20 protein-coding genes are annotated in these 26984 nt (G+C 44.3%); 15 read left to right on the top strand and 5 right to left on the bottom strand.

Annotation, left to right across the window (positions count from 1 at the left end; genetic code table 11):
- Window positions 1-83: 83 nt before the first annotated feature.
- The 7 genes from AC58QM_RS28690 to AC58QM_RS28660 all read left to right on the top strand — a co-directional run bounded on the left by AC58QM_RS28690 (window position 84) and on the right by AC58QM_RS28660 (window position 12091).
- Window positions 84-1856 carry a cache domain-containing sensor histidine kinase gene (locus tag AC58QM_RS28690; protein WP_497288211.1) on the top strand — a complete coding sequence of 591 codons (1773 nt, stop codon included), beginning with the start codon at window positions 84-86 and terminating at the stop codon, window positions 1854-1856.
- A complete protein-coding gene (locus AC58QM_RS28685; RefSeq protein ID WP_497288210.1) occupies window positions 1849-3264 on the top strand; it encodes a response regulator transcription factor in 1416 nt (471 codons plus the stop codon). Before AC58QM_RS28690 ends, AC58QM_RS28685 begins: the two co-directional genes overlap by 8 nt.
- Window positions 3265-3444: 180 nt before the next feature.
- On the top strand, window positions 3445-4395 hold the full coding sequence (locus tag AC58QM_RS28680; protein WP_497288209.1) for an ABC transporter permease: 951 nt from the start codon (window positions 3445-3447) through the stop codon (window positions 4393-4395).
- A 15-nt stretch (window positions 4396-4410) separates the two neighbouring features.
- Complete coding sequence (locus AC58QM_RS28675; protein WP_497288208.1) at window positions 4411-5298, top strand: carbohydrate ABC transporter permease; 888 nt, start codon at window positions 4411-4413, stop codon at window positions 5296-5298.
- A 79-nt stretch (window positions 5299-5377) separates the two neighbouring features.
- Window positions 5378-7030, top strand: a complete 1653-nt coding sequence (locus AC58QM_RS28670) for an extracellular solute-binding protein (RefSeq protein ID WP_497288207.1) — start codon at window positions 5378-5380, stop codon at window positions 7028-7030.
- A gap of 65 nt (window positions 7031-7095) precedes the next feature.
- Window positions 7096-9174 carry a family 20 glycosylhydrolase gene (locus AC58QM_RS28665; protein ID WP_497288206.1) on the top strand — a complete coding sequence of 693 codons (2079 nt, stop codon included), beginning with the start codon at window positions 7096-7098 and terminating at the stop codon, window positions 9172-9174.
- A 346-nt stretch (window positions 9175-9520) separates the two neighbouring features.
- Window positions 9521-12091 (top strand): family 16 glycosylhydrolase, encoded by a 2571-nt coding sequence (locus AC58QM_RS28660; RefSeq protein WP_497288205.1) that lies wholly within the window; start codon window positions 9521-9523, stop codon window positions 12089-12091.
- A 357-nt stretch (window positions 12092-12448) separates the two neighbouring features.
- On the opposite strand, the gene AC58QM_RS28655 is transcribed toward AC58QM_RS28660, so the two are convergent.
- Window positions 12449-13588, bottom strand: a complete 1140-nt coding sequence (locus AC58QM_RS28655; protein ID WP_497288204.1) for a polysaccharide deacetylase family protein — start codon at window positions 13586-13588, stop codon at window positions 12449-12451.
- Window positions 13589-13705: 117 nt separating this feature from the next.
- Here AC58QM_RS28655 and AC58QM_RS28650 point away from each other — a divergent pair, with 117 nt between their 5' ends.
- The 4 genes from AC58QM_RS28650 (at window position 13706) to AC58QM_RS28635 (ending at window position 19369) form a co-directional block, all read left to right on the top strand.
- A complete protein-coding gene (locus AC58QM_RS28650) occupies window positions 13706-15256 on the top strand; it encodes a fumarate hydratase (protein WP_497288203.1) in 1551 nt (516 codons plus the stop codon).
- 144 nt (window positions 15257-15400) lie between these two features.
- Window positions 15401-17197, top strand: coding sequence for a two-component system histidine kinase PnpS (pnpS, locus tag AC58QM_RS28645; RefSeq protein WP_497288202.1), 1797 nt, complete (start codon window positions 15401-15403; stop codon window positions 17195-17197).
- Between the two features lie 111 nt (window positions 17198-17308).
- Window positions 17309-18025: a response regulator transcription factor gene (locus AC58QM_RS28640; RefSeq protein WP_497288201.1), complete on the top strand. Its 717-nt coding sequence runs from the start codon at window positions 17309-17311 to the stop codon at window positions 18023-18025.
- Window positions 18026-18286: 261 nt separating this feature from the next.
- Window positions 18287-19369: a Gfo/Idh/MocA family protein gene (locus tag AC58QM_RS28635; RefSeq protein WP_497288200.1), complete on the top strand. Its 1083-nt coding sequence runs from the start codon at window positions 18287-18289 to the stop codon at window positions 19367-19369.
- Window positions 19370-19399: 30 nt separating this feature from the next.
- Here AC58QM_RS28635 and AC58QM_RS28630 read toward each other — a convergent pair whose 3' ends face one another.
- Complete coding sequence (locus AC58QM_RS28630; protein WP_497288199.1) at window positions 19400-20278, bottom strand: helix-turn-helix domain-containing protein; 879 nt, start codon at window positions 20276-20278, stop codon at window positions 19400-19402.
- Window positions 20279-20473: 195 nt separating this feature from the next.
- Here AC58QM_RS28630 and AC58QM_RS28625 point away from each other — a divergent pair, with 195 nt between their 5' ends.
- Window positions 20474-21316 carry a phytanoyl-CoA dioxygenase family protein gene (locus AC58QM_RS28625; protein ID WP_497288198.1) on the top strand — a complete coding sequence of 281 codons (843 nt, stop codon included), beginning with the start codon at window positions 20474-20476 and terminating at the stop codon, window positions 21314-21316.
- Window positions 21317-21374: 58 nt separating this feature from the next.
- On the opposite strand, the gene AC58QM_RS28620 is transcribed toward AC58QM_RS28625, so the two are convergent.
- The 3 genes from AC58QM_RS28620 to AC58QM_RS28610 are packed head-to-tail and all read right to left on the bottom strand — an operon-like array spanning window position 21375 to window position 24189.
- Window positions 21375-21662 (bottom strand): DUF6171 family protein, encoded by a 288-nt coding sequence (locus AC58QM_RS28620; protein ID WP_497288197.1) that lies wholly within the window; start codon window positions 21660-21662, stop codon window positions 21375-21377.
- Between the two features lie 12 nt (window positions 21663-21674).
- Complete coding sequence (locus tag AC58QM_RS28615) at window positions 21675-23153, bottom strand: alpha-N-arabinofuranosidase (protein WP_497288196.1); 1479 nt, start codon at window positions 23151-23153, stop codon at window positions 21675-21677.
- A 16-nt stretch (window positions 23154-23169) separates the two neighbouring features.
- A complete protein-coding gene (locus AC58QM_RS28610; protein WP_497288195.1) occupies window positions 23170-24189 on the bottom strand; it encodes a GntR family transcriptional regulator in 1020 nt (339 codons plus the stop codon).
- 148 nt (window positions 24190-24337) lie between these two features.
- On the opposite strand from AC58QM_RS28610, the gene AC58QM_RS28605 reads away from it, so the two are divergent.
- From AC58QM_RS28605 to AC58QM_RS28595, 3 genes are all read left to right on the top strand, one after another.
- A complete protein-coding gene (locus tag AC58QM_RS28605) occupies window positions 24338-25081 on the top strand; it encodes an ABC transporter ATP-binding protein (RefSeq protein WP_497288194.1) in 744 nt (247 codons plus the stop codon).
- Window positions 25078-25839, top strand: a complete 762-nt coding sequence (locus AC58QM_RS28600) for an ABC transporter permease (protein ID WP_497288193.1) — start codon at window positions 25078-25080, stop codon at window positions 25837-25839. Before AC58QM_RS28605 ends, AC58QM_RS28600 begins: the two co-directional genes overlap by 4 nt.
- Before the next feature lie 175 nt (window positions 25840-26014).
- The gene (locus AC58QM_RS28595) at window positions 26015-26983 is read left to right on the top strand and encodes a lysylphosphatidylglycerol synthase transmembrane domain-containing protein (protein WP_497288192.1); all 969 of its coding nucleotides are present in this window, start codon (window positions 26015-26017) and stop codon (window positions 26981-26983) included.
- Window position 26984 lies beyond the last annotated feature (1 nt).

Raw genomic sequence — 26984 nt, 5'->3', positions numbered from 1 at the left:
TAGAATGTAATGTAGAATTTTATGAATTCAGAATATTCATTTAAATATTGTGGGTAGGTTTGTAGAAAGGGATTGAGGGCGCCATGCATTGGTTCAATAAAGTGACAATCAGAAATCAGTTGATTTTCCTCGCATCGATCACATTTGTGTTGTTAATCTTGATTTTTTCCGTCTTTTATACGAAAAACAAAGAGATTATTAAACAAAAGAATACCGAATACACCGTGAACATGATTTCTCAATTGCAGCAAGATGTGGCTTCCTACCGCAATAGTATTGATAAATTACTTATGAATATTGCCTATAACCCCGACATGCAGGAATTCATGCTCGAAACCGATTATGGAAATAGGTACGAGCTCTCTAAGAAAATTAGCAGTGTACTGAATAATGCCAGATTAATGAAAGAGGGTATTGTTGACGTCATAGTCGTTGGAAATTCAGGATCGTTCTATAGCACCTTCGGCGGGAATGAATATGTCACAAAGTATCAAAAGCTCTTCAGTAGTTCTCCATTTATTTCTGGGTTGAAAGAGGTGAATTTCGGTTCCAATATCAAGGGAACCAAGTTTTTCATAGCAGGACTATCGACCTTCGCCACGTATGATGCCGCACATACAGGCAAACAGATTGGCTATTGTTATCTCGTCATTGATGCTAAGGAAATCACCGCGCTTTCGTTCCCCAAGATCGGCAAGGAAGAGATGAAATTCTACTTACTAGATCGCGATCATCAGGTGTTTACGTCCAACGATACAGCCTCTATTGGGGGCAACTCCGGTTTCTTGACAGCTGCTGAAGCTTTAAATGGCCAATCGGCAATCCTTACCTTAAATGGCGTTCGCCAAATTGTACAAACGGAGAAGCTTCCTGAAATAGGCGGCACCATCATTAGTGCTATTCCCGAAAAAGCGTTATATAGCGAGATTAGAAAATTAAGATTAAATGTCATCTATTTGCTGCTTACCGCCATTTTTATTCTTTCCGTGCCCTTCATCTTAATTATGAATAATTTAATTAAACCCATTCGCCAAATTACGAATTTCATTCTAGGTATTCGAACCAAACAAACGGTGATTTTTAAGCAGGAGATCAAACTTGAAGGCTACTTTGAAATGACAATCCTTTCTTCAAAATTGAATACAATGTTCAACGAAATCGATTCACTCACACGAAATCTCATTGAAGCTAATATCCAGCTTTATCGCGTGGAACTCGAGAAAAAGAAAGCTGAACTTGCGTTCTTGCAAAGTCAGATTAATCCTCATTTTCTGTACAACACCTTCGAAACGATAAAAGGAATTGCGATGATAAAAGGGGTACCTGAAATTAAAGACATGGTCCAAGATTTAAGCCGGATATTTCGATACAGTATTAAAGGAACAGAAGAAGTCACGCTTCAAGAAGAGCTGGATACGATTAGCGCTTATTTGCGCATTCAAAAAACGCGGTTCAAAGATCGGTTCGACATTCAGTTGGACATCCACCCCCGAGTATTAACCTGCAAAGTTCCTAAAATGATTCTCCAACCGATTGTTGAGAATGCGATTATACATGGTTTAGAACCCTTAGCGAAAAAAGGTCATCTGAGGATTATGGCGGAAATTGACCCCCATAACAAATTAATTATAAGTGTGAAAGATAATGGGAACGGAATGCCTGAGGAAATAAGCGAGGCGTTACATAAGAATGCGGAAGGCAAAGACCAATTCGATCAGCATCTAGGCTTGAAAAACGTCAATAATCGTATCCAATTCATCTGTGGAGATGAGTATGGGTTAAGCTTCCAAAGTCAAGAAAACTTAGGGACAGAAGTGATTTTTCATTTGCCGCTAAAGGAGAATGAGGATGTATAAAATTTTATTGGTAGATGATGAAGAGTGGGTTGTACAGAGCTTAAAACATAGTATTGATTGGGAAGAGTATGGATTTCAAGTTATTGGAGAAGTGCATAGTGCTGACGAAGCTCTTGCCTTCATTGACACACATCAACCACATCTGGTGATAACGGATATTAAAATGCCTGGTATGAATGGTCTTGAATTAATAAAAAGAGTAGTAAGCAAAGAATTACCCGTCCAATTCGTTGTAGCAAGTGGACATGCTGAGTTCGTTTATGCGCAGAAAGCACTGCAATATGGTGCGATTGGTTACTGTTTGAAGCCTTTTGAAGAAAATGAAATTAAAGATTACTTAAAGAAAGCAAGGTTACATATCGAATCGAAAAGTAAAAGTGATCATTTGGAATTAATCGATTTAATTCTAGGGCAAAGTGTGCCCGATCATGGCAAAGTAAAGGAATTATTACGAGCTGAGGGCGTTGATTGTGAGAAAAATGATTTAGCTGTCGTTCAAGTGATCGGGCATTTCTCCATGCCAAACGAAAGTAAGATTCCGTTCTGCAGTCTAAAAACAGGACCAAGTAAATTGGTCTGTCTTATGAATCAACCTGATTTTACGTCCTTTATGGAAAAAGTGAAATCGGTCCCGAATGTTAGTGTAGGCTATGCGACGCACATGAAGTTACATGAAATAAAAGAAGCCATACATGCGGCTAATATCTCAGCATTTCATTTTTTTGTGACAGGAAAGAAGGATTGTTATAGTGTCACTCCTGCCTCTACGGATCTGAAGAGTTATTTAAGTAACTTAGCCACCGCCATGGTAAAGAAAGATCTGAAGGCCATTGATGCCTCCTTTCAAGAAATCTCGTTTTGCTTCGAATCGGGAGTTTATACGATCAAAGATGCTTATTTTGTCTATTATCAAATTATGTATTATGCGAGCGATAGACTAGCTATGCATGTGGACGTGGAGATTGATCACTTCGAACAACTATCCTCCATTTATTTGAATGTACACGTCATGTTGGCAGAGCTTAGGCGGCAAATCATTCAACAAGTGATCTCCTTAGCCAAGGTATCCGATGTAGAGATCGAGCACGAAACAGTCAGGCATATTGTGAAATATGTCAAAGAAAATTTCTATAATGACATCAATTTGAGTCAGATTTCCAAACTATTTTTCGTAACACCGAACTATGTTAGTCATATTTTCAAAAAGGAGATGGGCGTTAATTTCACGGAGTACATCAGTAAGCTGCGAATTGATTATGCCGGGGGCTTATTAAACAGCTCAACGTTAACAATTCAACAGGTGAGTGAGAAGTCAGGGTTTAACGATTATTTTTATTTCACAAAAATATTTAAGCGGATAACGGGCATTACGCCATCGGAGTATAGAAAAAAGACAGGTGAAGATTAGACCTAACCTTACGATATGAACGATTTCATGATTCGCTATGTAATAATCTACGATGAAGAAACAGGCCATGGCTTTCAGCTTAAAGCGTCGATATAGATGCTGGGAATCGTCTATATGGGCGTATCGCAGATTATATTAATATTTAGTTAAGAAATCGTTCACATCGTAAGGAGGGTTCCTATGGAAACAACAACGAACTTAGTCGAGCATAGGCAGGTTCGTAAACGATCCAACTTATGGGATAGAATCACCTACCATAAGTATTTTTATATCATGTTATTACCTATTATTACATGGTATGTAATATTTTGCTATATTCCAATGTACGGTTTAACCTTAGCGTTCAAAACCTACGACTTTAGCAAAGGGATTACAGGCAGCCCATGGATCGGAATCCAAAACTTTAAAGATATTTTGAATGATAGTCAGTATCTAAACTCATTAATGAATACCATCATCATAAGCTTCGGCAAACTTATTTTTCATTTTCCAGTGCCGATCCTTCTAGCTTTTCTCATTAACCAAATTGCTAGGCAAAAGCTTAAAAAGATATACCAGACGATTTTTACATTTCCGCATTTTATTTCATGGGTCGTATTAGGTGGAATTATTACCAATATCTTAGGCTCACAAGGTGTTTTTAACCAAATTATGGGGTTGTTTGGATTTGAATCAATGTCCATACTGACGGACCCTGCGTTATTTCGTCCACTCATCTACATCACGCATATTTGGAAAGAGATTGGATGGGATTCTATCATATATTTAGCAGCTCTTGCAGGTATAAATCCTGAATTGTATGAAGCAGCGGATATGGATGGGGCGAATGGCTTGCAAAAAGTACTTCATGTTTCTTGGCCTGGTATTAAATCTACGGTAGCTATCCTGTTCATTCTTACAGTTGGGCTTATGATGAACGTTAGTTTTGATCAAATTTACAACTTGTACAGTGCTCCCGTTTATATAGTTGGGGATACGGTGGACACCTACATTTTGAGGACAACCATGTCAGTTGGAAGCAATTTTGGGTTATTAGCTGCTGCTGGCTTTATCAAGTCTGTGGCAAGTATGTTTCTACTGTTGTTTGCCAATTATGTCGTCAAAAAATTTGGAGAACAGGGTCTGTTTTAGAAAGGGGGAGTAAGCATGAGCTCATCACCAAGTTTAGGCAGAAAACGTTCGGGGTTAAGCTTTATTCCCCATGTCATATTAGGATTCTTTGGAATCCTATCTATATTTCCTTTCTATACGGTTCTGATTTCTTCCTTCGCCTCTTTTGAAGCGATTACAAGTAAGAAGGTTTATCTATTTCCCACCTCATTCGTATTAACGAACTACAAAACAATCTTAACGCAAGAACAATTCTTTAGCTCACTAGGCGTAACCATATTTATTACCGTAGTTGGTGTTTCCATTAATATGTTCCTATCGGTAACCGGTGCCTATGCGCTATCCAAAAAACAGCTGCCTGGTCGTAATTTGTTCTTATCCTTAATTATATTCACGATGTTTTTTAACGGCGGATTGATCCCTTGGTACTTACTCGTTAAAAATTTAGGATTAATTGATAGTCTGTTCTCCATGATTTTACCTGTAGGAATTAATACATTCTATCTCATCATTATGAAAAACTATTTCAATTCACTGCCTGAAAGCTTAGAAGAGTCGGCTAAGATTGACGGCGCCAATGATATCTATATTTTGATCAAAATTATCATCCCGATTTCTGCCCCATTCATCGCTACATTTGCTTTGTTTTATTCCGTAGAACGATGGAACGAATGGTATAACTCCTTATTATTTATTCACTCACCTTCTAAGGTACCTTTACAAATTTTGCTTCGCGAGCTGCTTATTAATTTCAATACGGACATCGGTTCGATTGGGGCAGCCATCAGGGACAGTAAAAGCATTTATGTACAAGGTGTACAAATGGCCTCCATTGTTGTCACAAGTCTTCCGATTCTACTTATTTACCCGTTTCTTCAAAAGCATTTTGCAAGTGGCATTATGGTTGGATCGTTAAAGGAGTAAGCGGCCAGACGTAGGTGTTTTAAAGAGAAGAGCAACAGGTTGCCTTTCTCTTAGATATATAAAATAGGGAGGTTTTCGTATGAAAATGTTGAAAAAAAGTTCACTTTTCTTAATGAGTACCCTGCTGTTAACAACCTCATTGGTGGCCTGCAGTAAAACCAACACGGAACCAGGAACGGCGACTGTGGCGCCAACAGCCAGTGCTAGTGCCAGTACGACTGCACCAAAGACGGAAGAAAACAAATATAAAGATGCCATTGAGCTTTCGGTTGCAATATGGGATGTCGAGTCAGGATTAGCCAAGTCGAAAGATGATGCCCTTTATCAATTCCTCTCTAAGAAATTTAACGTAACGTTTAAACCGGTAGGCATCACATGGGATGATTATGCACAAAAGATCAATCTCTGGGCGGCTTCAGATTCCTTACCAGACATTTTCTCGATTGATGCGATCGGAACGCCAACTTTTTATAATTGGGTCAACCAAGGCATTGTAAAACCTATTCCGAAGGATCTTTCTAGTTATCCGAATTTATCCAAGTATTTAGATGTTAAGGATATTCAAGCAACGAAGATTAATGGGCAATTTTATGGCATTCCTAGACGTACTTATTCTTCATTAAACTATAATGCAAATGATCGGGTCATCTTCTATCGCTGGGACTGGGCACAAGCGGCAGGCGTAACGAAAGAACCAGAAACGTTTGATGAGTACAAAGATATGATGGTTAAAATTGTTGCCTCGAATCCAGAAGGGAAAAAGCCTGTCGGACTCACGGGACTTCCGAAAACAGCACCAGATGTATTGTGGACGTATAGTAACCCTCTTGCTTCATCAGATGGCAGTGGGGCTGATTCCAAATGGATCAAGGAAGATGGTAAATTCATTCCAGCCGTCTTTAGTAAAACTTCCATACCTACATTGAAATTAGCACGTGACTGGTTCGCAGCAGGCATTATTGATAAAGATTTACCATTGTTAAAAGGTGAACAGCATTACGAGAAGTTTGCTTCTGGAAAAGCCGCATCCATTGTTGTCAGCGGTGGTTATATCAATGGCTACAAAAAAATCGAGAAAGACAGATTTAACAAAGTATATCCGGACAAAAAATTCACGGACGCTGTTAAATCATTGAAACCACTGACAAGTCTGGATGGCAACAAATATCATCCTGTGTTTAAAACATACTGGTCGGAAAGTTATTTTAACGCGAAGATCAACGACAAAAAAATGACGCGTATCTTGGATCTGTATGATTATCTGTTGAGCGATGAAGGTAAACGTCTAGTTAGCTATGGTTTTGAAAATGTTGATTATAAACTGGATGGTGCCAAAATCACCCCGATCGATCCGAAAGTCGTCATTGGCGAGAAGTATCCAAGTACGTTAGTCTTCAATACGCTTGCAACTTGGGAAACCCCTTATACCGTTGACGATTCTAATGATCAGAGCTGGGTTAACAAGGATCTGCAGAAGGATGCAATCAATTACATGCAATTTGTGAAAACCAAAACAAAAATCCCTGATTTCTCACCTGAGTTAACGCTAGTGTCTACACCTGCCAAAGATAAATTTACAGTTATTAATTCAGATTTACTGATTAAAATTATGGCAAGTAAAGATGATGTGGAGCAAATGTTCACGAAGGAAATTGACGCTTATAAAGGTAAAGGTCTGGATAAAGTCATCGAAGAAGTGAATGCCAAAGCGCAACAATTAGGAATTAAATAAACGAACTTCCTGGTCGGTATCGTCGTATACCGACCAGGAAGAATCGTTGTAAGGAGTGACAATACATGACATTAGGTGGTAATGGCCTGTTTTTTCCTGAAGTAAAGCTCGTTTATCAATTAGCGGGTTCATTTATCATCCATCATCAAACGCTTACCATAAAAGCGGGTAAGATGGCCATGCAGGCAGCTAGGTTGATGGCAGAATCACTTCAATCCGCTTATGAATTAGAAATTGCTATCATAGAGGATGATTTACCTCGTATTGAAATAGCTACCTTTTTTGAAGAAAACTTGCTGATCAAGGCTGAACTCCTGGAACAACAAGATATTGTAAAAGCCTCTCAGCATGCTGAGGGATATGCTTGTATGGTCACGGATCGTTGTATGTTCATACATGCCAATACACATCGCGGTTTTCTTTATGGCTGGTTTGCCATTGAGCAATGGATGAAGAACATGAGCAGCAGGCAGGAAGGGAATCTAGTTATACCCAATATTCGGTTGGTAGATTGGCCAGACTTAGCCGTTCGCGGACATCATTTTGATTTCAAAGGCAGTGTTCCTTTCATGTCTTATGTGAAGGAAACGATTCAGAAGCTAGCGCGTCTGCGCATAAATACGCTCTTAATCGAGTATGAAGATCAGTTTCCTTATACAAACCATCCTGAGATCCATAAGACAAATGGCTATACACACGTAGAAATTAGAGAAATGCTCGATTATGCCGACTTGTATGGGATTGACGTCATACCGTGCATTCCAAGTATAGGGCATGTTGATTTCGTGCTAAAACATCAGGCGTACAACGATCTCTGTGAAGACGGATTAACGTTCCAATTTTGTCCTTGTCATCCTGGCTCCCTTCAACTATTCAAAGATATGATCGATGAGATCGTTGCTTGGCATCCGACAAGTACCTATATTCACATTGGTGCTGATGAGGCGATGGCTCTTGGGCGATGTGCAAAGTGTCAGGCATGGTTGCAAGCGAACGGGGCAGAACGACGTACAAAAGTCGATTTATTCATGCATTATGTCAAGCAAGCAGCAGCGTATGTGCTTCTGCAAGGCAAGAAACCGATTATTTGGGACGATATGTTTCACTCAGAGAAGTGTGTGGAGCGAATGAGCGAGCTCCCGGAAGGGACGGCCGTTAGTTCTTGGAGTTACTACGATAATGGCAGAAGCAATTGGGTGTGGTGGGCAGGAAGTTATTATGCCTCTAAACAATGGTTAGAGAAGGATCCGGGTGCTATTTCTCGGTACAGCTGGTTGGAAGATTTGCCGGATAATGAGCAGGCAATGATTCGTACGTTATGGGATTCAGGGGAGTATCCGCTATATGGAACGAACAATGTTCCTTGGATAACGGCGTACAAAGAGCACGTTACTGAAATCTTTGGTGTTTCTTGTGTGCGAGGTGCAGATCATACGAATCAATGGTTCGCTAACCAAGAAGACCGAATTCAAAATGTGATGTTTTGGTCCAAATATGCGAAACAAACCGATTTATCAGGGGTTCTCTCATCAGCTTGGACACGGTTCTATTCGCTGTCTCCCTCCATTGAGCCCTGGGAATCCGGTTGGTATCCGTTAGCCGCACACGCCTGTTTTTCTTGGCAGGTATCCACGACACGAGAAAGTTTTGACGGACTGTGGACGCACTATTTTGCGGAAGGGGACAGCGCGATCTTAAAAGCCTTGCAGCTCATGGAGAAAGGAGCCCAATCACGTAAAGCGCAATACTATTATGCGGCACAGCAAGTCTTAAAAGAATGTCAGTCACCTAGCGTGCAGTTGCAACGGTATGTCAATCAATTAAGTTCAGCAGCTAAATTCTCTGAATTGTACATCCAATTTGAAATTGCCTTGAAAGATGTGGAATGGGTGATGTATGTGAAAGACAAACACCCCTTAGAGAACGATGTAATTATGAAGCGTGGTATGAAGGTGTTGAATGCCCTCCTAGCAGATGCTGAACAGTGGGAAATGACCGCTTCTGAACAATGTCAGGCTTGGATGGCCAGGGATGAAGTTGAGGAAATGGTCATGTCGAAGCTGCATCCATTTAAGGTGAGAGCGCAGGTCGTGAAGAATTATGAAAGCTTACAACTACAGGTAAAGCAATCACTTCCAATTTAGGGTCATGTCGTATACAAGGCACATGATCTTTTTTTTACCCTAAAATTGGGGGAATCAGAGGTATTAAATTTATTTTAAGGCCAAGTAAACCATAAACAATGATTGGAAGGGAATGGTTAATCCAATGCGACAATACGCTCAAAGGGCAAAAAGAAAGATCAGACTACTTACGCAAGTTTGTTCAGTACTTATGCTATCCTCCCTTTTCAGCAACTGGATTCCACAACAGCCAGTGTACGCAGACGATTATTACGGCCACGAAAATACAGGTATATTTCGCGAAGATTTTAATGGAAACACATTAGATCCCAAAAAATGGCTCATCGCTGCTAAGCAATGGGGAGGAATGAATAACAATGGAGTAGTGCCAGAAAATGTTAAGGTTCAAAACGGCAACTTAATTCTTGAAGCACATGGTGATTTATATAATGGTCCAGTCAAAGGCTTATACAAACCCAATAAAAGCAAGGAAGATATTACGCCTTATCACCTTGCGTACAATGTGGATACTGTGGAGCGAGGGAACAAAAGAGTGGGCGCAGCCGTAGCTACGAAAGCCTACATGGGCTCTGGCAGATATACGATGTCCGCGAAGATTATCCCCGATCTAGGTGTAGCTTCTACGATGTGGAGCTTTCATTACCAGGAGTATTACGGATCTGTTGCCACCAAAAATGGTGTCAAAGTTGCGAGTGGAGATCCAGAATACATCAGAGCCTTTAAAGAAGGCCGCTTGCTGCCAGGGGCAGGCGGCGTCTACCCCGAATATTACGCGTATAATCATGAAATTGATATTGAGCTTCCAGGCAGACCGAGTGGCGCACATACGGGGCAAACGTATGACCGGGCGCTTTTGAACACCTTTACAGGTGAGGCGGATAATGAATATACGACCATTTATGCCAATCTGGCAGCTAAAGGTATCCATGTCAACGATGGGAACTACCATAAATTTGAATATCGCTGGCATACAGGAGGCAATGGAGAAACACCAAGAGTGGACTATTATATAGATGATCAGTATATCGCGACCAGTACAACAACGCTCCCGACCAACGCAGGTCGTCTCTGGCTGGGTGTTTGGTTCCCGGATGCCTGGGCAGGCTCTTCAGCTAACTTTGATGTGAAGCAAATGGCTGTCGACTACTTTGAATTCGAGCCTTACCATGAGCCAGGAGACACATGGATGCCGGAGACATTCCCAGATGACGGTTGGGAAGATTCTGATTTCCGTCCTATGACTGCAGACGCGATTAATACAAGATGGGGCACAACAACAGGGGAATTTCGTGATAACTTTGATGGAACGTGGCTAGACACAAGTAAATGGAAAATAGCGCAGAAAAATTGGGGCGGCATGCTCGGAAACTCAAGTGTCAATGGACAAAGCTGGAACGGCGGTGTTCACCCGGATAACGTTAAGCTGGATGCACAAGGACATTTGGTACTAGAAGCGCATGGTGATTATTACAACGGATTACCTATTGGGATGAATAGCAATGGCGTGCCGCGAAAAGATGGTCGACGTGTTGGTGCCGCTATTGCGACTTCGCACTATTATGGCTCTGGTGAGTATGAGATTCGCATGAAAATACCAAAAGTGATAACGGGGCCTAACAATGAAGGAATGCCGCATGGTGCTGTTCCTGCGATCTGGACGTTCCATTATCAGGAAATGGATGCGACAAGCCCTGAAGCTCAGCAATTTAACGTGGATCCTAACGCGGATTACTGGGTCAGTAACAATGAAATTGATATGGAATTTCCAGGACGTCCTGGCCCGACGCATACAGGTATGACATTTAATAAGGCCTTATTTAATACGTGGCAAGGCGAGAATGAGACGGAATATCATACGAATTATACGGATTTAGGCACGAACGTGTCGGATGATCAATGGCATACGTACAAAATTATTTGGCAAATTGCTGACCCCGCTCATAACATTGCGCCTTATGTTCAATTCATGGTGGATGGTGTTACCAAATATACGGCAGATGCAACCAAATTCATCCCTACTAAACCAGGGCGCTTATGGTTAGGTTATTGGTTCCCCAAAAATTGGGGCGGACCAGCGAATTTCTCCAAAGCACAATTGCTGGTTGATTATGTGAATTTCAAACCGTACAGCACTTCAGGTGCTATAACACAGCAAGAGTCTTATCCGATGACGGGTTGGGCTGCGAGTGAACAATACCCAGGCTATTGCGTATTCCCTTGCAGTGCAGCGCAAACCCCGGATACACAAGCGCCAACCATACCGACTGCCTTGATATCCCCTTCCAAAACAAGTAACAGTGTTATGCTTTCGTGGACGGCGTCTACGGATAATGTAGGGGTATCGGCATACGACGTTTATCAAAACAATGCGTTACTAACTACTGTAACAGGAACAACGTATGTGGCATCTGGTTTAACAGCGAATACGACGTATAGTTATTATGTCAAAGCGAAAGATGCAGCAGGAAATATGTCTGCAGCGAGCAGCGTATTAGCCGTGACGACAAATGCTGCTGTAAGCAGTTTGCTTCAGAACGGTACGTTTAGTTCAGGACTTGTTAGTGATGCTGCTTTAGGTTGGAAAAATACGAAAACCGGTGTGTCAGACGTGACGGGTGGCACACTGAATTTACATCCAACGACTGTGGATATTGCGGAAGTCGAGCAAGCCGTAACCGTCTCATCTGGTCAGGCTTATAAGTTAACAGGCGATATGTGGAGTACAGGTGATCCAACATATGGGTATGTGTACATCTATAGTGGTTCCCAAATCATTGCACAAGATTTCACGAATGCGACCAAATCGTTAAATCTTGTTTTTACAGCAACAAGCAATCAAATTCGTGTCGTGCTGCAAGCCTATAAGCAGCAAACGGGCGTATTCCATTTTGATAATCTGAACTTAGTTACAAATTAAAAAAAGATGGCGTGGAGGCGCCGTATGATGTGCCTCTCATGCCATCTTTTTTTTGAAAAGTGAGATTGATGGGGATTTTCTTGAAATCTCTCCTGTGTTTTAGTCGGATAGATGGATTTTCTACAGTTAAATTTCTGAATTTACCTATCAAACGCAGAATAGATGGATAACATGAAGTTAATTTTATGCTTTTTTACTAGAATGCATAAAAACAGAGTTATTAACTACATATTTTACAGTTAAATCGAGTGAACGAGAAAATCAAACGAAACTAGCTGTACATTTTCCAGTTAATCCTCGAGCGTCGAGAGCCCGTGTTCGCATCCTGTGCGTCCATATCCCGGGCACTCAGCTGGCTTATTTCACGCTCGGCGCCACCCGCACAGCCACCTTGCCGGTGGCCGGGGTGTAGACGAGCGACTGCCCGATCAGCGCTTGCAGATCGTCAAGCGCAATCGTGACCAGCCCGTGCTCGCGCAGCACGGGCTGCCCTAATCGCACGCGCGCGCCGTCGCCGCGCGTCGCGGTCTTCGCATTCACCTGCAGGGTGAATGCAGCATCCCCCAGGCGGAGGCGCAGCTCTCCGCCTTCAGCGGTTGCGCTGCCGCCGAGCTGCGCCACGGCAGCGGCCGCGTCCAAGCGCAGCGGCGCGCTGCCTTGCTGCGCCTCGACCCTGCGCTGGATCGAACGGTGCAACAGCTCCGGCGTGATGTTCGGGCTGCCCGCGTTGATCCGCGGGATCAACATGTGATCGGCGCTGCGCGTCGCCATCTCGGGTGAGATCGTGAAGGCGTAGCGGATGCCCGCCTTCCCCACTTGTTCCGTCGCCGCAGGCGACGTGATGCCGTAAGGGTACGCCATCGCGTCGAGCGGCGCCTCGGTGAGCGGTGCAAGCTTGCCCACGCAGGCTTGCGCATCCGTGAACACCCGCTGCTGGTACGCAGCGTCATTCTCGCCATCGAGCTTACCCACCAACGCAGCTTCACCACTCGGCAGCTTGTGGTGAAGGTCGTCCGTATGGCAGCCGATGTCGATGAAATTCGTCGCATGCGTCATTTCCTTGATTTGATCATAAGACATCGACGGAATGTAAGAGGCCAAGGGTGTCGCTAAGTCCTTCGTGATGACGAAGTTGACAGCGGGTATGCGTAAGCTTTTGAGAATAGGATAAGCCCCTGTATAAAAGCTTTGATACCCATCGTCAAAAGTAACTAGCACCGCGTTCGAGGGAACCGTTGCGCCTGCCATGTACATTTTAAACTCATTTAATGAAATAAAATGATAGCCTTTGCTGAGCAGCGAGGTTAGTTGATCTTGAAAAAGGGCACTTGTGATGGTGCTTGAGCTGGTATCGGTGTCATGGATATGATGATACATAAGGACGGCTACTTGATCTTGATAGTAAATGGTCCCGGATTTTTCAGCCTGCAAGGGGGTCAGTAAGAGCGTAAGCCCGAGTAGACTAACGAGAATCGAAATTGCGATTCTTTTGTACATGTCAGTGAATCTCCTTGTTTTGCTCACAAGAACCGTCGAACTGTTCCTATGAGGTATGATATAATAGTTAATATTCTTTAAGATTATGCGGGTAATTGAGAGGAGCTAGACTGTGTTATGCAACATTTTTATCAAAGCGTTTATGATTTAATTGTGGAAACATCCACGAATCTTCCAGGTGATGTTCGCCTTGCGGTACAAGCCGCTCAAGCAAGAGAGGACAAGGGTACACGCTCAGCGTTATCACTATCCCGCATTGCCGATAACATTCATATGGCGGAAACCAATGTTTCTCCAATCTGTCAGGATACAGGTATGCCAACGTTTATTATACACTGTCCGGTTGGGGCAAACCAAATTGTAATGAAGAAACATATCCTTGAAGCAGTTGCGAATGCAACGAAGGCAAGCAAGCTTCGTACGAATTCCGTAGATTCGCTGACAGGTGCTAATAGCGGGGATAACCTCGGACCTGGAACACCCGTCATCCATTTTGAGCAATGGGAGCGCGACGATGTTGAAGTGAAGCTCATTCTCAAAGGCGGCGGCTGTGAGAACAAAAACATTCAATACAGCTTGCCAGCAGATCTTGAAGGTGTAGGCAAAGCTGGTCGTGACCTCGACGGCATTCGCAAATGCGTGATGCACGCGGTTTACCAAGCACAAGGTCAAGGCTGCAGCGCTGGCTTTATCGGTGTTGGAATCGGTGGAGATCGAACAAGCGGCTATGAGCTGGCGAAGCATCAATTGTTCCGTCGTGTAGACGATGTGAACCCACATCCGGATCTTCGTAAGGTTGAGGAGTATGTGATGGAGCACGCGAATACGTTGGGTATTGGTACGATGGGCTTTGGCGGTCAAGTGACATTGCTTGGCTGTAAAGTTGGCGTGATGAACCGTCTGCCAGCTAGCTTCTTCGTATCTGTGGCTTATAATTGCTGGGCGTTCCGTCGTCAAGGCGTGATTCTGAATGCAGAGACTGGTGAAATCAATGGCTGGTCTTACCCTAGAGGCGAAGAGGTTTCGTTCCAAGATGCTTTCGAAGCAAGTGCCGAAGAAGCTAGAAATACACCGCAAGAAGAGCGTCGCGAGATCGTTCTTACGACGCCAATTTCAGAAGAGCAAATTCGCAGCTTGAAAGTCGGCGACGTCGTTGTCATTAACGGAACGATGCACACTGGGCGCGATGCACTTCATAAATATTTGATGGATCATGATGCGCCGATCGATTTGAACGGTGCAGCGATTTACCACTGTGGACCGGTTATGGCGAAGGATGATGCTGGTGAATGGCACGTGAAAGCGGCTGGACCGACAACAAGTATCCGTGAGGAGCCTTACCAAGGTGAGATTATTAAGAAGTTCGGTATTCGCGCAGTTATCGGTAAAGGCGGGATGGGACCGAAGACGCTGGCAGCGTTGAAAGATCACGGCGGCGTGTACTTGAATGCTATTGGTGGTGCTGCACAGTACTACGCACAATGTTTCAAAAAAGTGGAAGGCGTTGACTATCTGGAATTCGGTATTCCAGAAGCGATGTGGCATTTGGAGACAGAAGGCTTTGCAGCTATTGTAACGATGGATTCTCATGGCAACAGCTTGCATGCCGACGTGGAGAAGAACTCTCTAGAGAAATTAGCAGCGTTGAAAGAGCCTGTTTTTAAATAAATTCTAATCCGCGACGCGTTCTCGACATATTTACAAAAAAAATACTGGATTAGCATGAGAAATTAGGGTTACTATTTAGAGTAGCCCTTTTTCTTTTTGTTTGGAATAAATCGGCACATCACCCTGTTGGAGGTTTACGCGTCCATGACCAAATTTCGTGCAAAGCTAACCCTGATTTTAATCTTACTCATTGGATGCTCGATGTTGGTTGCCGGCATATTCATGGCGAAGGTTCTCGAGAGTTCACATGTGAAGTCTTTACAAGAAAATATGGAGCGAGAGCTTCATGTAATTGCCTCTAGTGGTGTTTGGGATTATCAAGGGACCGACGCCGAGCTGTACTCGTATTATTCTGCGCAAGCGCATCGACTCAAAGACGCGACAACGGAACGCTTGACGTATGTACGTGCTGACGGCAAAGTGCTGGGGGACTCCGATCAACTCCCAGAGCAGATGGATAACCATTTAACAAGACCAGAAATCGCGGCGGCCGCGAAAGATGGCGTCGGTTATGTGACACGTTATAGTGATACACTGAAAGAAAACATGCTGTACGCAGCGATTCCGGTTAAAAATGAAGCCAAAGTGACAATCGGGTATCTGCGAATATCGTTAAGCTTAGCGCAAGTCGATAAATCTATCCGCAGTCTATGGTATTTCCTTATCTCAGGATTATTGATCCTCTTTGTTATTGCAGGTATTGTCAGCTATCGGATTGCCAAAGGGATTACACGCCCCATTGAGCGGATGACAAAGGTTGCGCAGCAAATTACGAATTTGAATTATGAATCTCGTGTTCCAGCGTATCGCAATGATGAGGTGGGGCAGCTCGGACAAGCGATTAATCGGATGTCTGAGAGCTTGCAGGGTCAAATGGCACGTATTCAAGAAAATGAACGCAGGCTGCAAGGTGTCATGGAAAATATGATGAGCGGTATCATGATGATTGACCGTGAAGAGCGGATTATGCTGCTCAATCCTTCTGCTGAAGCGATTCTGGGATTCACCTCGCAGGAGCTGCTAGGGAAAAAATATAATGAAGCGAAGCAGCAATATGACTTCACTAAGTTGATTCAGGAATGTATCGAGCTGCAGGAACCGATTTCGGATGAGATGATGTTCTATTATCCGGCAGAGCGTATTTTGGATATTCATTTAAGTCCAATTGCGCATGAGGACGAGGAATGGTCTGGCGTGCTTATCGTGCTCCACGATATCACGGCGGTTCGCAGATTAGAGCGTATGCGCAGTGAGTTCGTAGCGAATGTCTCCCATGAGCTGAAGACACCGATTGCGGCAGTGAAGGGCTTTGCTGAGACGCTGCTGGCAGGCGCGTTGAATGATAAGGAAACGGCGGTATCGTTTCTACAAATCATTTTCGATGAGAGCGAGCGGTTAAATCGTTTGATTGGTGATATTCTAGAGCTGTCTAAGATAGAGTCGAAACGTATTCCGATGAATTTCTCTCCTGTCTATTTGCCTGAATTTCTGGAGAGATCACTAAGTGTACTGCGCAAAGAAGCCGAGAAGAAGAATATTGAGCTCACCATGACGGTAGAGGACGATATGTATATTGAAGCGGACGAGGATCGGTTGCGCCAAATCATCATTAATTTACTGTCTAATGGCATTGCTTATACGCAAGATGGCGGAAAAGTCAGGCTTCGTGTAGAACCTTTGGAAACCAATGCAGATGGGGATTATGAACGACTGCGAATTATTGTATCGGATACAGGGATGGGGATACCGAAGAAGGATTTACCGCGTATCTTCGAACGATTCTATCGGGTAGATAAAGCGAGATCCCGAAGCTCAGGTGGGACTGGATTAGGGCTATCGATCGTTAAGCATCTGGTGGAAATGCATAAAGGAACCATTCGCGTTGAGAGTGAAGTTGGCGTTGGGACGAAATTTATCATTGAGTTGCCTGTTATTCATTAAATAGGTAGTTGTGGATTTACACCCCGATGATGAAGGGTTTACAATGTCTTTACAATTGTGTGTTACACTCAAGGTGTGCAATGTTAATAAACTGTAAATGCGGGGGATCCCATGGCACAAAAAATACTAGTAATTGAAGATGAGCCGACGTTGGCTCGGTTATTATCCTATAACCTCTCGCAGGAAGGCTATGATACGAAAGTGATTGATCATGGTGGTGACGGTCTGCAGGAGGCACTTCAGCAGTCGTATGATTTAATCATTTTGGATATTATGCTACCGGGTCTTAGTGGTTTTGAGGTATTGGCTAAGCTTAGGCAAAAAGGTAATCGCACGCCTGTCATTATTCTAACCGCGCGCAATGCCGAGGATGAGGTAGTACAGGGCTTGAAGCACGGAGCAGATGATTATATCACCAAGCCTTTCGGGGTAGCTGAATTGCTTGCGCGAGTGGCAGCTGTTCTGCGACGTACACAATCGGATGAGGCCGCATCGGATATGGCGAAATCGAATGAGAAAGTCATACAAGCGGGTGAGCTTCGTATTTATCCGGAGAAATATGAAGTTGTGCTTAACGGGGAGTCCATTCCCTTACGGCCTAAGGAATTTGAAGTACTACTTTATCTAGTTCAGCGACCAGGAGTGGTCGTTACGCGAGATGATCTCATGAATATCGTTTGGGGCTTCGACTATATCGGTGGTCAGCGAACGGTTGATGTGCATGTGAGCTCTTTGCGTAAAAAGCTGGAAATGAATCAACAATCCGTTCAGATTGATTCGATACGCGGAGTCGGGTACAAACTAATCGCCACGACGATTAAAAAGTAAAGTAGCATGGATGCTGGGGAAGCGGCAACCATGCTTTTTTCTCTTTTGGTGGACACGATTGCCGATCCGGACTAAAAGTGGAGATTTAGCTGCATAATATCCAGGTGAATCGATAATCTGCGTACCTATTGGATAACACAATTGCATACATTATTCGCAAAATCGGGAATTTTTTTCACCGAGGTATGGGGTATAATTAGGATATACATACGAGTATTGTCATTATTAAAATGTGTAGGATCATTATAGAGGAGGAACATCATGTCAACGACGTATCGGATCGCGATTATTGGGTGTGGAGGGATTGCCAATGGCAAGCACATGCCTAGCTTAAGCAAATTGGACAATGTAGAAATGGTAGCGTTCTGTGATATCATTTTAGAGAAAGCGCAAGAAGCTGCTGATAAGTATGGTAAGGGAGAAGCGCGTGTCTACGAGGACTATCGTGAGGTATTGAAGGATAGTTCCATCGACATCGTTCATGTGTGTACGCCGAATGATTCCCATGCGGAAATCACGATTGCTGCTTTGGAAGCTGGCAAACATGTTATGTCGGAGAAGCCTATGGCGAAAACAGCGGTTGACGCAAGACGTATGGTTGAAGCAGCTAAACGTACTGGCAAGAAGCTAACGGTTGGTTATAACAATCGCTTCCGCGGCGATAGCCAACATTTACATAAGCTTTGCTCCGAGGGCGAGCTTGGCGAGATTTATTTCGCAAAGGCACATGCGATTCGTCGCCGTGCAGTACCAACTTGGGGCGTGTTCCTTGATGAAGAGAAACAAGGCGGAGGCCCGTTAATCGATATCGGTACGCATGCACTGGATTTGACGTTGTGGATGATGAATAACTATGAGCCAGCGGTTGTTTTGGGTACTTCTTATCACAAGCTTTCTCAGCGTGAAAACGCGGCGAACGCTTGGGGGCCTTGGGATCCAGCTAAGTTCACGGTGGAAGATTCAGCATTTGGTATGATTACGATGAAAAACGGCGCAACGATTATTCTTGAATCGAGCTGGGCGCTGAATACGCTTGAAGTGGATGAAGCGAAATGTACACTCTCAGGAACTGAAGGCGGCGCGGATATGAAAGGCGGCCTACGCATTAACGGAGAGAAACATAGTCGTTTGTTCACGACCGAAGTGGAATTGAAAGCAGGCGGCGTTGCCTTCTACGATGGTAAAGCTGAGCAGGCTTCCGATTTAGAAATGAAGCTATGGATTCAAGCGATAGAGAATGATACAGATCCCGTTGTTACACCTGAGCAAGCGTGTGTGGTGTCTGAGATTCTAGAAGCTATTTATGAGTCAGCGAAGACAGGTAAAGCTGTATACTTTGAATAGGTAATGACAAAATCCCTTCTTCCGATAGTGTTATCGGTTGGAGGGATTTTTCGTTGTTTTGCGATGCTCGCCGGGCGTCGTGTCTGTGCGTTGTTTGAATATTTTAGAAAAATGATGCAAATCGGCAAAGCCACAGTAATCCGCAATGGATTCGTGACTGAGCTCGGTATTCGTAAGTAATTCTTTGGCGTGGTGTATGCGCATCTGCAATAAGTACTGGTGCGGGGAAGTCCCGTAACGTTGCTTGAAGAGGTAGCCGAACCGAGAGACGGATAAATTGGCACGACTAGCCATATCTTGAACGGATAGAGGATCACTTAAATGATTGGAAAAATAAGAAGTGATCCAGTTCAGGCTTGGAGCTATGGTAGGAACGTCTTGCTGATAGGGTTCTAGCATAGCGAGAATGATATCGATCATGAGCTGCTGTATTCTGAGCTGGGTAAGCGGATTAGCCACATGGACAAGCTCAATCGTTTGCAACAGCTTCTCTTTGAGAAGAACGGGATTCTGTGGCTGAATCTGTACGGGAACTCGTAGCTTGAACAGGTTTTGCAAGGTTGGCTGCAGCAGATGGTTGTAGGCGGTGAGATCAATTTGTCCTGGTCGTGTAGGAAAGCTGTCTTCTCGTACAGGATTATAGGCGACATCAAAATGAAGAAAAGGCGTGACCGTGTTCGTGAGTCCCTCTAGCGAAAGCAGGCTGCCTGGCTGCACGAGGCAGAATTGCCCAGAGTGAAACATATAAGTAACATGATCAACCGAGAAACGACAGGTACCTTCTTGAATGTATACCAATAAATAATCCAAGAGTCTGCGCTCGGGGTAGTTCCATGGTTTGCGTACGGCAAAGTCGCATTCTCGGATATAAGGGACGATCGGCGGGGAATCCAGTACATTATGCAGCATAATAGAGCCTCGTTTCATTTAAATTTCCAATGGCGTTGCCAGACAGCAGAAGCGTGTACCTTCTTCTTATTTTAGTGTAGGAGGATGGTTGAAATCCAGTTGTTTTTGACAAATCAATAACCAGGTTTGACAAAGATACTTCCCCCAGGTGGTCCTATAATAAAGCTATAAATAGACAAGTCGAGGTGCATGAGGATGAGCAGTCTGGAAGCTAACGGCGTGAATGAATTACCCTTGATGGAAGATGGTTATACGTTGTCGCAAGAACAGAAGATGAGCTATCAACAAGACGGTCATATTGCGCTGCGCGGGGTAGCCAGTGAAGCTGAGATCCATGCGTATGAACCGATTATTTCTGATCTAGTGAAAACGTTGAATAACCAAGATAAACCGCTTGATCAGCGCGATACGTATGGGAAAGCATTCATCCAGATTTCGAATTTATGGGAGAAGAGTGAAGAAATTCGCCGCTTCGCCTTTGCCAAACGATTTGCCAAAATTGCTGCTGAACTCATGGGTGTTGATGGTGTGCGGATGTATCACGATCAAGCTTTGTTCAAGGAGCCGCATGGCGGTCATACCCCTTGGCATCAGGATCAAATTTATTGGCCGCTGGATACCGATAAGACGATAACGATGTGGATGCCACTTGTCCCCATTTCAGAGGCAGTAGGCTCCATGACATTTGCTTCGAAATCTCATCTTATGGGCTACATTAATAAGATGGTGATCTCAGATGAGTCACACCGAACACTCGCGGGGTATATCGAGGGGAAAGGCTTCGAAACCATCTCTCATGGCGCTATGGCTGCCGGAGATGCTACGTTCCACGCGGGTTGGACGCTGCATAGCGCGCCTGGTAACCCGACGGATACGATGCGCAAAGTGATGACCATTATTTATTATGCGGATGGATTGACGATTGCCGAGCCGGATAGTAAAGCACGCGAGAGTGATTTGAAAAGGTGGTTTCCTGGCCAACAGCCAGGGGAGCTAGCGGCTTCTGAGCTAAATCCACTGTTGTATAGTCGAAAATAAACCAAAAGATCGCTAACCCACTGTAGTGGGGAGCGATCTTTTATTTTAGCGTGCAGGGCTACCACTTGCTCCCATGCGGGGAAGGGCAGCGGGCGCTGCTAAGTTTGGCTTTTATATCCATTAAGCAGCCGCAGTGGCGGCACGTTGTGCCGTATTGATAGTCGCTGCAACTCGTGCAGACTGCGATGCGACGCTCATATTCAACTTCCGTTGTCAGCTTAAGGTTACGTACACGCAGCGTCTCACCGAAAAGCTTGGCAATTTCTTCGGGCGTCACGTGAACAGAGGCAGAGCAGCCTTTGCAATCGGACCCAACATCTGGCGTAGTTCTAGCTAAGTTATCCATGTCGGAACACCTCTACTTTAGACAAAGCGTAACCACGGAGTGGGCTGGAAGCGTCACGAGAAGGACGTCATTTTCGATCCGATAATCGGTAAAAGCTTGTGAGTTCACACGATCTGGCTCTTCAAATGTGTTGTGCGCTAACATCGTATCTGAGCTGATCATCAAACCAGAGATTGTGCTGGCCTGGCGTCCCTTCAAGTCACACTGGACTTCCAGTGAATCGGCATGGTGCAAATTACAAAGAGAAATATGCAGTTGGTTATCTGCATTTATTGAAGCAGATGCGCTAAGTTGATCGATTTGCTTGCCATCCATTTCATAAGCGGGGCTCACGGCTTCTGTAGCAATATAACTCGCATCTTGATGTACCTTGTACATGTCGAATACATGGTAAGTCGGAGTAAGCAGCATCTCAGCACCCTCGGTAAGGATGACGGATTGCAACACATTGACGACCTGAGCAATATTAGCCATGCGGACGCGATCACTATGGTGATGGAAAAGATTTAAATTAATACCAGCGACTAGCGCGTCGCGAATGGTATTTTGTTGAAAAAGGAAGCCAGGATTCGTGCCAGGCTCTACATTGTACCAAGTGCCCCATTCATCGACGATTAAGGCGACTCTTTTGTCAGGATCATAGGTATCCATAATGGCGGAATGACGGGTAATGAGTTCGTCCATGTATAACGTTTTCTCTAGCGTGTTAAACCAATCTTGTTCATTGAAATCCGTTGCGGATCCTTTGTCCTTCCAGACGCCAGTCGGGAGTGTATAGTAATGAAGGCTGATGCCATCCATATATTTGGTTGCTTCACGCATTAAGACTTCGGTCCAGTTGTAGTCCGCGCTATTGGCGCCGCAGGCGATTTTAAAAATCTTATTATCTCCATAGTTTCTTACATAGCAAGCGTATCTACGATACAAATCGGCATAGTATTCAGGACGCATATCCCCGCCGCAGCCCCAATTCTCATTCCCCACGCCAAAATAGGTAAGCTTCCATGGCTTGTCACGGCCATTTTCTTGACGCCAGTTCGCCATAGGTGACTCACCGTCGAAGGTCATATACTCCACCCACTCCGACATTTCAGCTACGGTACCGCTTCCAACATTGCCGCTGATATAAGGCTCAGCCCCAATCAATTCACATAAACGAAGAAACTCATGCGTGCCGAAATGATTATTCTCCAGAACACCGCCCCAGTGCGTATTGATCATTCGTTTACGTTTCTCTGCTGGTCCTACACCGTCTTTCCAGTGATATTCATCTGCAAAACAGCCGCCTGGCCAGCGAAGCACAGGAATTTGCAGTTTTTTGAGAGCTTCAAGCACATCGTTGCGCATGCCTTCTGTATTAGGAATGGGCGAGTCGTGTCCAACCCAAATTCCCTCATAGATACAACGTCCAAGATGTTCAGAGAAATGACCGTAAATATTTCGATTAATCGTGTGTAGGGGGGAATCCGCATGAATAGTCAGCTTAGCCATGAAAGGTATCTACTCCTTAGTGATTCATATTAGAAACCGACTCCCGACTGATGAAAGCGGCCGAAAGTATGATTTGTTCCTTAGCGTCAGACGCTTGTGCGCGATGGTGATGAATGGCAGAAAGCAGTTCCTCGACGAGATGCTTGGCATCCAAGCTAAATGTCGTCAATCTTGGTGATATTTGAGCAGCGAGTGGAATATCATCACAGCCAATGATCGATACATCAGCCGGAATCGAGCGGCCATTCTCGCGAAGGCCCTGCATGCAACCGGCGGCCATCCAATCATTCACGGCGAATATGGCATTCGGCAGATCGGCTGTAAGCAGAAGGTCTGCTGCTCGGCGGCCGCCTTCCCAGTTCATTTTCTCCGTAATGACTTGTACAGGCGTGTCGTGCTGTTGGCAATAGGCTAGAAAGCCTTGCTTACGAAGACGAGAGGAATCGTACTTGTCTGGGCCTGCAAGCAGGGTGAACGATCGATGTCCTGCATCGTACAGTGTTTTGGCCGCTTTGCTGCCGATCCGATAATCATCGAAATAAATCTGGACAATATCCTCACGGTGGGCGTAGCGCTGAATAGAGAAAAGCTGTCCAGACGCTGATTTGAGCCGATCCAGCTGTGCATCATCCATTTGTCCGATTAGAATAAGTGGACTCGGAAGTGAAGCTGTACTGGGCTGATCAGGATGCACCATGGAGATTTTGATCGCTTGCTTAGCAGATAGATTTGTAATTTCAACAAGAAAGTTCGTGTAGTAGGGATCATTCGCTTTGATATCTGGTGAACACATGACATATAGCGTGTCTAAGAGGACAGCGGGAACGATATAGGTTCCTTTGCCTCGTAATTGAACGAGTAAGCCCTCCTGTACCAAAGTCTTGATCGCTGCCCTTACACTAACCCGGCTGGCCTCGAAGTTTTCGGACAAATCGCGTTCAGATGGGATCTTGACAAGTTGATCCTTCTGTAAAGATTGAATTTGCTCACGAAGCTGTTCGACCAGTCTTTCTTTAATAAGCGGAGACTTCTCCATGAGATTAAACCACCATTCTGGGTGATACCATTTTGAATCAATGTAATACCAATAAGATACCACACGGGATGTGGGGAGTCTAGGGATTTTTTTTCGAGCAAGTGCTACAATGGGTAAAGATCACTAAGAACCCGAAAGGACACCAATTATGTTTGAGCTTAATCAGTTAGCCAAGTATTTAAATAAGCAGGACCAACCCAAATCTCCTTACCTGTTTTCAGGTATTACAGTGAAGATACAGCAATCTGAACGTATCTCTCTTATTGGTTCATCAGGGCAAGGGAAAAGCACACTTCTGCGCACCATGGCCCTACTGAATTCACCTGATGAAGGAAGTATGCTATTTGAGGGAGTCTCTTACGAAAAGGTTGGAGTACGAAACTGGAGGAAACGAATCTGCTATGTAGCCCAGCAAGCTGTTATGTTGCCTGGGAGTATTGAGGACAATTTGCGTACAGCAAGCCGACTGCATGGCAAGTCTTATGAAAGCAAGCTAGCAGATGAATTGCTGGAGACATCGGGACTTAGCGGGTTGGATCTTCAAAAGAATGCCCGTGAATTGTCTGGTGGAGAAATGCAGAGGATTGCTCTAATTAGATCTATGCTACTGCGCCCAGCAGTGCTGCTTCTAGATGAAGTCACATCATCCTTAGATACAGTGAATACAAGGGCTGTCGAGCATTTGCTACAAAAGTGGCATAAACAAGAAGGAACTACTCTGATAGGGGTTACGCATGAGCTTGAGCAAGCCGCGCGTACGAGTGAACGCGTATGGTTTATGTCGAGCAATACAATTCTTGAAGATGCACCAACAGCGCTTTTCTTTAAAGAGCCATCGACAGAGGCAGCGAGAAAATTTATTGGGTTAATTAAAGATGAGGCTCAAATATGACGATGTTATCACTTAGTTTTACCTTACTATTTATACTGGCAACGATGTTGATATCATTTTGGCAGAAGCTTGGATTAGAAAAAGAGATCGCAATTGGCACGATACGATCGACACTGCAATTATTATTTATTGGATATGTGCTACATTACATTTTTCAAACCCAGCATGCGGTGTACTTGATCATCATTATTACTCTTATGATTTCTGTAGCATCTTGGAATGCGGCAAAACACGGCGGGGGCATGACTGGAATTATATGGAGAATTGCCTTGTCGATCCTGACGGTGGAAATTCTTATGATGGGTATGCTTCTAGGGCTGCATCTCATTGAAGCCACACCGCAATACATCATACCGCTAAGCGGCATGACCATCGGAAATGCCATGATCGTATCAGGTTTGTTTATTACTCAACTCAAAAGAGAAGTTCTTGCATCGAAAGGGGAGATTGAGGCGCTATTGTCACTTGGAGCCTCCGCAGGACAGGCACTGCAAGAAGTAAGGAAACGAGCGGTTAAATTCAGTATGATCCCGACCATCGACGGCATGAAAACAGTAGGACTAGTTCAGCTTCCAGGAATGATGACGGGTATGATCGTGGCAGGAGCTGAGCCAGTGGAAGCTGTGCGTTATCAAATTTTAATCGTATTTTCCTTTACAGGCTCCGCTGCGATTACAAGTATTCTTTTGAGTGTACTTTGCTATAAGTTAGTGTTTTCGGAGCAATTGCAGGTAAAGGTATTTCGCGAGAGCAGATAAGTGGTTATTGTTTTGGATATAAATACAACACAAGAAACCTGAGGGATCGCCCTCAGGTTTTTTTATACATTCTGGTAAATATTTAATTGACGTAACAGTATAAAGCCCCTATACTGACTGTGATTCTCATTCTCATCACTTCATTAGACTTCACATTAAAGAAGGTCTTAAAAAAATGCTGACAAAGAAACGAATGATTCGTTCTATTGCAATTCTTCTAGTCGTTTGTTCTATCTTTTTAACCTGGCAATGGTTCGATTCCAAGGAATGGCTCCGCGATGTAGGGCAGCTTTTCCATCAACCGCAGTGGCTCGTTTTCATGGTTGTCATCTACCTAGCTTCCTTTCTTCTCAAGGCGGCAGCTTGGCGAATATATACGGGACAAGAGGTTAAATTCGCGTTTTATTTTCATGCCATTAGCTACAGCTTGCTCGTAAATCACGTGCTTCCGATTAAGGTGGGAGATGGTGTTCGTACAGGCTTATTAATGAAAAATGGCGGGAAGTCTTGGGAGGATGCGCTGCATTCAGTCGCCGTTATGCGTCTGCTCGATATGCTGGTGCTTGCAGGTATTGGGGGAATAGGTATTATCCGCATGGGTTTGCCTTCTTCATGGATTTGGTTGACGTTGCTGGCCTGCGGCACAATGATTCTCGCAACAGCTCATTACTTACCTGTAATTCGTAGAATCCCATTTGTCGTCAAGCATTCAGCCCATTTTCAGATGAAAATGTTTTCGGGTAAAGGGCTTGTTATTCTCAGCTTAATCACGCTAAGTTGGGTGCTGGAAGCGGGTGTTATTTTCGCTGTTGCTCAAATCATAGGGTTGAAACTGGGGAGTATTTCTCTCATTTGGGCCAATAGCATGACGATTGCTGGACAAATCTTTCATATCACACCAGGTGGCATTGGCACTTACGAAAGCACGATGAGCGGTTCGTTGGCCCTGCTAGGTGTAGATGGGAAAGAAGCGTACAGAGCTGCGCTTCTGTCTCACACGTTCAAATTTCTATTTTCCTATGCGTTGGGCGGCTATTCCCTACTGCGGATGCCGCTGCATTGGCGAGAAATGAAAGAGTGGATGGGCCGAGTTACAGGTCGAACCAAGTCACAATTACATAGCAAAGTGCGGAAGGAAGATTAAT

This window comes from Paenibacillus sp. J22P165, assembly GCF_059692015.1.
The sequence above is the reverse complement of the archived record's forward strand: the minus strand, read 5'-3'. Positions and strand labels throughout refer to the sequence as shown.